Source organism: Peribacillus sp. NPDC060253, assembly GCF_042727425.1.
Classification (GTDB): domain Bacteria; phylum Bacillota; class Bacilli; order Bacillales; family DSM-1321; genus Peribacillus.
Genome location: NZ_JBHXAS010000284.1, coordinates 1 through 1,130 on the forward strand (window position 1 = coordinate 1; position 1,130 = coordinate 1,130).

At 31.2% G+C, this 1,130-nt stretch carries 1 protein-coding gene; it reads right to left on the reverse strand.

Annotated elements, in window-relative coordinates; all coding sequences use genetic code 11:
• Positions 1 to 446: 446 nt before the first annotated feature.
• Positions 447 to 848: a hypothetical protein gene (locus ACFWE9_RS27040; RefSeq protein WP_377359685.1), complete on the reverse strand. Its 402-nt coding sequence runs from the start codon at positions 846 to 848 to the stop codon at positions 447 to 449.
• Between the last annotated feature and the right edge of the window lie 282 nt (positions 849 to 1,130).

Consider the following 1,130-nt stretch of genomic DNA (forward strand, 5'->3'; position numbering starts at 1 on the left):
TGGAGGGCTATTTGTCATGAACAAAAATAGTATATCATAAGGGAAATGAAAATTTCAGAGAAAGATATTGACATCCTATTAGCTGGTTTAGTTCATTAAGAAGGCCGTCAAATGACAGCCTTTTGAACGTGCGATTCTTTGTATTATCATACATAAAACACCAAGGGATGAGTTTGTTTTACATAAACGTTTACCTTATTTGTTTTCTAAACAAGCAATCCCGAAAAGTCCAGGCTGAAGAAACAAAGACACAAAAAAGGAAGAGGAACTACAAAAGTTACTCTTCCTTTTTTTCTTTATTTTTTTGAAATTTTACGTAATAAATATAAAGCGTATATGATAGCTGGTATAGCTCCAACCATTAAAATCATGTTTATTAAACCAAATATAAAATAAGAAGACGATACATTCATTTTAATTCAACCCCATTAAAAATTTTAATCTCTTTATGTGTATTTTTGATAAACACGAGCAACTTTACTAGTTTTATTTAAAGAAGTAAGTTTGATATAACTAATAAGAACTATATAGCCATGATTAAGTTTACCATTTAATTTATAAGTTCCTACAGCATTCATATCATAACAACCTACTTTTTCAGCTTTTGAATCAGTAACTTCACATGAAGCATCTACAGCTGACCAAACAGTACCATTTGTTCCTGCTACATCAGCATATCTCATTTTCAACCCATAATCACCAACAGAATAATGACTACTTAATTTTAAGGTAGCAACAGTGACCCCTGCACTTTTTAATTTAACCCAAGCAGTATACAATCTAGCTCCATATTTTTTATCTTCTGCACGATATGGCCCCATATCCGTAGATCGTGCGATAATTGCCATAGATTGTATGTTTGTTGAATTACTGTTGTCTTTACTGCCGAGGAAATTCAACCTAATTAACTGTGAACTAGTTCATTTTCAAGTAAAGAAGAAGGCTTCCGATTTTCCAATCGGCGGCCTTTTGAATGTATGATTCTTACAATTATCATACATTCATATTCAAGTGAAAAACTACCCTTAATGAACTAACGGGGCAGGTTAGTTCCACAAGAAATATTAATATTTGGTCAAATGAAAAGACAGTTTATCATAATATTTTAGGTATAATGATATATATATAAT

Bases quoted from the DNA above. Each gene is read 5' to 3' on its own strand.
- ACFWE9_RS27040 (WP_377359685.1), bottom strand. From the start codon at position 848: ATGGCAATTATCGCACGATCTACGGATATGGGGCCATATCGTGCAGAA.